This window comes from Sporosarcina sp. E16_3 (assembly GCF_017347125.1).
Classification (GTDB): domain Bacteria; phylum Bacillota; class Bacilli; order Bacillales_A; family Planococcaceae; genus Sporosarcina.
Genome location: NZ_JADPRX010000025.1, coordinates 47,730 through 55,000, shown reverse-complemented (window position 1 = coordinate 55,000; position 7,271 = coordinate 47,730). Strand labels below are relative to the sequence as shown.

Annotated in this window: 5 protein-coding genes and 2 riboswitches; all 5 genes read right to left on the bottom strand. The window is 41.0% G+C overall.

The genetic code is table 11. The annotated features are described in order from the left end of the window. Positions 1–38: 38 nt before the first annotated feature. Positions 39–140: riboswitch (purine riboswitch) on the bottom strand. Continuing rightward, the gene (gene guaA, locus I2483_RS14225) at positions 132–1,442 is read right to left on the bottom strand and encodes a glutamine-hydrolyzing GMP synthase (RefSeq protein ID WP_481886349.1); all 1,311 of its coding nucleotides are present in this window, start codon (positions 1,440–1,442) and stop codon (positions 132–134) included. (Overlaps the previous riboswitch by 9 nt.) Positions 1,443–1,626: 184 nt before the next feature. Further along, positions 1,627–1,727: riboswitch (purine riboswitch) on the bottom strand. A 31-nt stretch (positions 1,728–1,758) separates the two neighbouring features. Then, the gene (locus I2483_RS14220; RefSeq protein WP_207277791.1) at positions 1,759–3,951 is read right to left on the bottom strand and encodes a DUF4129 domain-containing transglutaminase family protein; all 2,193 of its coding nucleotides are present in this window, start codon (positions 3,949–3,951) and stop codon (positions 1,759–1,761) included. Then, a complete protein-coding gene (locus I2483_RS14215; RefSeq protein WP_207277790.1) occupies positions 3,948–5,153 on the bottom strand; it encodes a DUF58 domain-containing protein in 1,206 nt (401 codons plus the stop codon). The genes I2483_RS14220 and I2483_RS14215 overlap by 4 nt, the downstream gene beginning before the upstream one ends. Continuing rightward, complete coding sequence (locus I2483_RS14210) at positions 5,150–6,100, bottom strand: AAA family ATPase (protein WP_207277789.1); 951 nt, start codon at positions 6,098–6,100, stop codon at positions 5,150–5,152. The genes I2483_RS14215 and I2483_RS14210 overlap by 4 nt, the downstream gene beginning before the upstream one ends. A gap of 332 nt (positions 6,101–6,432) precedes the next feature. After that, a complete protein-coding gene (gene nadE, locus I2483_RS14205) occupies positions 6,433–7,257 on the bottom strand; it encodes an ammonia-dependent NAD(+) synthetase (RefSeq protein WP_207277788.1) in 825 nt (274 codons plus the stop codon). Positions 7,258–7,271: the final 14 nt, after the last annotated feature.

Sequence of the window (7,271 nt, the reverse complement as noted above, 5' to 3'; positions counted from 1 at the left end):
CGCATGCTTCTCTAAAACAAATTTAAATAGAAGGGTTGTCCCCCTTCTATCGAATTCGTAGTCGGAACATTTAAGGTGTTCCGGTAGAAACTTCCGAGCCATATTCTCGGTTTTATACGATATCCTCTATTTTATTCCCACTCGATTGTGCCGCCTGGCTTTGGAGACAGGTCATAGCATACGCGGTTTACATTTTTTACTTCGTTAATGATCCGGTCAGTGATTTTCAGAAGAATTGGCCAGTCGATTTGTTCCACTGTCGCTGTCATCGCATCTACTGTGTTGACGGCACGAATAATGATTGGGTATTCATACGTACGCTCGTTGTTGCGTACACCGACAGACTTGAAGTTCGGAATGACTGTAAAGTATTGCCAAACTTTCTGATCCAATCCTGCGAGTGCAAATTCTTCGCGTAAAATAGCATCTGATTCGCGTACCGCTTCAAGACGATGAGGCTCAATTTCACCTAAAACGCGCACACCTAGACCAGGTCCTGGGAATGGTTGGCGATAGACCATATCATGCGGAAGACCTAACTCAACACCACATGCACGTACTTCATCTTTGAATAATTGGAATAACGGCTCCACTAATTCAAATTGCATATCTTCTGGAAGCCCTCCAACATTATGGTGAGATTTGACGACTTTATGTGTTTTCGTGCCGGATTCTACGATATCCGGATAGATTGTTCCTTGTGCTAAAAAGTCAATTCCTTCAAATTTGCTCGCTTCTTCTTCAAATACGCGAATAAACTCATTGCCGATAATTTTACGTTTCTCTTCTGCTCCGTCTACCCCTTTTAGTTTGCCTAAGAAACGCTCGCTCGCATCCACGTAAATAAGGTTTTCTTCCAAGTCTTTTTCGAACATTTGAATAACGCCCTCAGACTCGTTTTTACGCATTAAACCATGGTTTACATGCACACAAACTAATTGCTTGCCGATTGCCTTGATTAATAATGCTGCAACAACAGACGAATCTACACCGCCAGAAAGAGCTAATAATACTTTCTTATCGCCTATTTGTTTACGGACTAAAGCAACTTGGTCATCAATGAAATTTTTCATATTCCAGTTCGCTTCCGCTTTACATGTATGGAAAACGAAATCTTTTAACACTGCTTTCGTTTCTTCTTCACTTGGCCATTGCTCTAGCACTTCCAATGCTTTTGTTGATGGGTGATTTACGCTAATGACCGGAATATTCAAAGAATAAATTTCATCTAATACATCGATTGCTTCGCCATCAATGATATTATTTTTACCACCATTTAAAATAATCCCTTTTACCGTTTTTAACTGTTCAATATTTTGGGCCGTAAGATCATGAGGGTGAATTTCACTATATACACCTAAATCACGAATCCAACGGGCTATTGTCGTATTCTCACTACTACCTAAATCCAATACTAAAATGTTGTCCTGCTTCAAGATGATACAACCTCCTTGTAATTTTATTATTCCAGCCTTTTCCGGCTACTTTACAAATTTTTTCATCGCGCAACATAACTATATCCCAAACGGCCCACAAGGTCTTTTCAAATAGAGAAAAACGCGTCAGAAAGTCCAGCTTTCTGCGCGTCTCATCATCTATAAAAAAAAGCGAAAACAGCTCATATATATGAGCTGAATCCACCTACATAGTCAAGTCATTTCCGGTGACTTGTAGAAACATCCGAACCATATTATCGGATATATATGAGGGCATCTTGGGCTTATTCTTTTTTCATCTTACTTCTATTTACGACAAAAATCAACCTGAAGTCCTATTAATTAAGTCTTCCCATATTTCCTTCAATTCACACCAGTCGTGATCGGTAATATTTCTACCATACAAACCCTTTTCATATGCAGTTGTAAGCATTTTCATTCTTTCTCCACCGAAGTAGTTGTCAACCATCGTGGCATAATCAGATAATGTCATGCCAGTTGCTCGCTTCAGACCGGAACGATTTAGTTGCTTTAATAAACTGGTATAACGTCTTGTAAATGTAACCCAGTCGTCTTGATTAGTGCGATGGGTATACACGAGTACTTTAGGCAGCCATTTCACCCTACCAACGAATAGTCTCCAACCGGCAAAAATGACTATTAATCCAATTGCACCTACTATCCACATATTATTTCGGATCCAAGTACCTACAGATATAAAAATCTCACTAATTTTAAAGTTCCTACCTGTTTTAACCGTTTTTTCTGCCTGCTCTTTCTTTGATTGTTCAGGCTTTTTCACTTCCGGTGTTAATGTATCATCAAGGTTCAACTCGATATCGTATTCAATATCCGTTAAGCTATTAAACCCAATCGTCGGTTCATACGGCATCCAACCAATACCAGGCATATATGCTTCAACCCATGAATGCGCCTCATTATTCGTAATCTGATAAACTTTCTCATCCGCGTCATTTAAAACAAATTCACCGGGAGCGAAACCTTTTACCCAACGTGCTGGAATATCAATCGAGCGTAACATGACAACCATAGACGTGGAAAAGTTATCACAGTATCCCTTTTTGGTATCAAAGAGGAACTGATCCACATAATCATCGCCCGCTTTCGGAATAGCGACACCCTGCTGCGTATAGACAAAGCCATTTCTTCCAAAGTACCTTTCGATTGCCTTTGTCTTTTCGTACACACTTTCCTGGTTCTCTGTTATGTTTTTTGCAAGTTCCTTCACCCGCTCAGGTAATTGCTCTGGAAGTTGTAGGTACTGCGTTAAATCTTCAGCTACCCCTGAAAAGTCTTCCATCCTTGTGGCCCTTAACTTTTTCAAACTGTAGTCGGACTCTGTGAATTCGACTTGATACGAATCTAGGGCCTCTTCCTTGCCCTCGATTTCTGTACCGTACTTCCCTGCCCCTTCCGAGTATTGAAATACAACATCCTTTGTTGCGTATACTTTATTCATCCCATAAGGATAAACAATGAAAGGAAATTCTTCAGACACCTTCAAATCTGCAAGTAGTTGGGCCGTATCTTCCACATTCCCTTGACCCGCAATTTCCCCCATCTTCATACCAGGAATAAAACTAATTGGGACATCGTCAATAGATACCTGTTCCCAACCTTTAGAGGTGTATGTGTTTTTCGTTTCAATTTTCCAATATTGTTGGCTATCCACTTTTGCCTCAAAAACTAATGTGGAATCCTGCACAAACGAACCACCCAATGTGGAATCATTCATATCGTATCCACTTTTAGCTCCACCACCGCCGCCTCCCCCGCGGCCTTGTACAAGTGACTCAAAATAAGGAAACGGATCTGGCCAGATGGGATCTTGTTTCGGAAGAATGTTTGCAAACGCCCCACTTACAACGACTGCGAAAAGAAGTGGAATGGATATCGCTAGGAACGTACCTGTTGGAACAGATGTATTGTGTCTCTCCGCAAGCCTAGTAATCGCCAGCAAACCAAGAAGTAATAACCCCGTCACCATTATCCTGAAGATAGCGCCGTCTGCTGCATATCCACCGAAAGTATCAATGAACGCGATAAATAGAATAGTCATAATATAAAATAGCAAAATACTTTTTCTCACTTCAATCCAATGACGGATAAGATAGGTCGTCATCCACAGCAGCGCAAAAAACAAAACAGTCCTAAATGGATTTGTAATTCGCTCCCAGTCACCATTCATAATAATTGGTGCATTCTCAAGGAAGCTACCCGATAATCGGACCAGTGTTTCCTGCGTAAATAGTACCTTTTCAAAAAACACATAATGAGTCGCTAATACGATGAAGAGTAATTTTGTAGGAAGGACTATCCACCACTTTACTTTAATTAAGGCCAAAAAAAATGACAACGCAACAAATAATAAGAACAGTGATAAATGGTCTGAATTAGTTAATTCAATAACCGGAATGAGCCATTCTCTTAAAAGGATCAATGCGAGTATATACAGAATTAGGAGCAGTCGCCTATCAATTCGCGTTCCAGTCATAATCGCACCACCTCTTTAAAAGCATTCTTAAACTGCTCCCGCTCTAATAAATGTACGGTTATTCCCCTTGATTTTGCTAATCGAATATCATCTTCAATTCTTTGCAGTGCCGGATCATCCCTTTTCACCACGACCATGCATATGATGGAGTTAACATTTTTCACACTTAGCATAACCGATTGTATAAAAGGTCCGTCCGGGTTCCCCGTGATCAAAACAATACTGCCACCGTGCTGAAACGCAGTTCCAACGTCATTTAGCGACGCTTCATTGGTAGGCTTAATCTTCGCCAAGTGAACTAGCGCCATATGAAGTTGCTGTTCAGATTGTATAAATGGAAATAAGGAAGGATTAGGGCCCGTCGCCATTAAGGCAAGACCTGCCTGATGACTTGATGCTTCTTTCAATATCGAAGCAGTTAGTTCCACTAGTTCCTCAAACATTTCCGTCTCTCTACCATCCATGATTATAAATAACTCTTGGGATCGTCTATCTTCAAACTCCTTTGTCATCAAGGTCTGCGTTCTAGCAAACGACTTCCAATGAATCCATGTCACTCGATCACCTGACTGGTAATTGCGCACGCCCGTAGCCATCGTCATATCTTTGACGATATTTAATGGTGAGGCCATTGTACCTTGGTCATATTGCGTATTGAATGGAACATAATGAATACCTGTCATTTTCGGAAACACAAGAATCGTATTCTCTATTTCAATAAATCTCGTTTTCCGAAGCCATCCGAAAAAGTCGGAGATTTCAACTTTCACCCCTTGAAGTACATGTTCACCCCTGGGCATTTTTTCAATTTCGTATTCCCACTCAACTTCTTTACGAAATCCAAAAACAAACAGGCGTTTTAAATTTCCACCTGCCAACAAAACTATTTCCGGCTCCGTCCACCTTTCACTCGCAACGGTATAAAGCAAAGGAAATCGGCCTTTACGTTTAATTGATAAAGAAACAATCAACTTCTCGCCATTTTGCACATGAGGTGTCCGAATGGTACGTTCCACGGTCATTTTCGACATTGGATAGAAAAATAGTAATAAAGAATAGATTGTAAAAGGCAATATGATATAAAAAATAGTCCAGCTTACCATGCCGCCTTGGAACATAGCAAAAACAAATGTAGCAACCAAGACGAACAGTACAAATAGTAACCGGCTAGAAGTACCAATCATTTTCTTGGCAGTTGTCATTTCAACTGAACCTTATCTATGGGCACACGTACTTTCATTAAGATCCGTTCCACAATTTCCGACGTGGAAATCCCCTCATACTTAGCTTCAGGGCGCAAAATCATGCGGTGTCCAAATACGAATGGAGATAAATACTGAACATCATCGGGCGTAACAAAGGTTCTGCCTTTTATCATTGCATATGCCTGACACGCTTTCATAAGCGCAAGAGATCCACGTGGACTTACACCTAAATAGACATATGGATTATCACGCGTCTGCGCAGCACATTCCACGATATAGGATTTAATGGTGTTATCGACTTTAACCTCCGTTACAGCCTTCTGAAGTTCGATTAATTCTTCAAGTGATACCACCGTTTCCAACGTATCAATCGGAACGGCTTTCTCCGCACGATCAAGTACTTCAATTTCTTCAAGCTTTGTTGGATAGCCCATCTTCAGTTTGAATAGAAAACGGTCTAGTTGCGCTTCAGGTAACGGGTATGTCCCTTCATATTCAATCGGATTTTGTGTTGCCATAACAAAAAACGGTTGCGGAATCCGCATCGTTTCACCATCTATCGTTACCGTGGACTCTTCCATCCCCTCTAATAAAGAGGATTGTGTCTTTGGCGAAGTTCTATTGATTTCATCAGCTAGAATAATATTCCCCATGATTGGTCCTGGCCTAAATTCAAATTCCATTTCTCTTGGATTATAAATTGAAACACCGAGAACATCAGATGGAAGTAAGTCAGGTGTAAATTGAATACGCTTAAAATCTGCGCCAATTGACTTAGCTAACGCTTTTACCATCATCGTTTTTCCAACACCCGGCACATCTTCAAGAAGGACATGACCCCGGGCAAGAAGGGCGGTAACACTTAATTCGGCGATATCTCTTTTCCCAATCATCACTTTTTCGATGTTGGTTAATACTTTCTCAATCATCTCTTTATGTGTCATTTCAATTCCCCCATTTGTATATAAGACTCAACTTGTCCGAAAATTAACAAAACACACCTTTATAATACAGGATATCCCATTATCACACAACTTAAGCGTTGATAAGAAAAGCGCTGGAGGGCCTTAAGATAAAGTACCTTTTTGCCTTTAACTTAAGGACTGAAGTGACAGAAGAAGGCAACCTAAGACCGCGACGTCCTGTCGCAAAAGCTACATAACCCACTAAGTGTGGGCCCAAGGGCAAGGCGCTGGGGTCTAGACACTCCTTTAGGTGGAAAAACTATACTTTTCTTTCTAGAAAATAAAAAAAGACCCCCGTAGGAGCCCATAAATCACTTCCAAAAATCATCAAAAATCGTAATTGGCATATGCCGTTTATGCTTTGAACGGAGAAAATGATTCTCGATTGCTGTACGGGGCCCCTCCGGTAACTCTTTCCCCTCAAGATAATTGTCGATATCATCGTAGGTAACACCAAGTGCTACTTCATCAGGTATTGCTGGCTTGTCTTCTTCAAGATCCGCCGTCGGAACTTTCAAGTAGAGGTGTTCAGGGCAGCCCAGTTCCTTAAGGAGTTCTTTCCCTTGCCGTTTGTTCAACCTGTAGATTGGCATAAGGTCTGCACCGCCATCCCCGAATTTCGTATAAAACCCGGTAATCGCTTCCGCTGCATGATCACTCCCAAGAACAATACAATTATGCATGGCCGCAACTGAGTATTGAACTTTCATACGTTCCCGTGCTTTTTCATTTCCTTTAGCGAAATCGGTCAACGTAACACCCGCTGCTGTCAATGCACGCTCGCTCGCATCGACAGCTTCTTTAATGTTAACCGTGTAGATTAGCGACGGCTTAATGAATTCCAATGCTTCCTGACAATCCTCCTCATCAAACTGAGAACCGTAAGGCAACCGGATTGCAATAAATTTATAACGCTCTGTTTCTTCTTCATCATTTAATTCATCAACAGCAAGTTGAGCAAGTTTCCCGACAAGCGTTGAATCTTGTCCCCCTGAAATTCCAAGTACAAAGCCATTTAAAAACGGGTTTTTTCTTGCATATTCTTTCATGAAGTCAATCGATTTCCGAATTTCTTCTCTAGATTCAATGATAGGTCGCGCCTTTAACTCGGCAATAATTCGATCTTGTAGTGTCAACTTCAACAAACCTC

Coding starts and splice junctions, on each gene's coding strand:
- I2483_RS14220 (WP_207277791.1), bottom strand. CDS start 3,951: ATGACTGGAACGCGAATTGATAGGCGACTGCTCCTAATTCTGTATATA.
- I2483_RS14215 (WP_207277790.1), bottom strand. CDS start 5,153: ATGACAACTGCCAAGAAAATGATTGGTACTTCTAGCCGGTTACTATTT.
- I2483_RS14210 (WP_207277789.1), bottom strand. CDS start 6,100: ATGACACATAAAGAGATGATTGAGAAAGTATTAACCAACATCGAAAAA.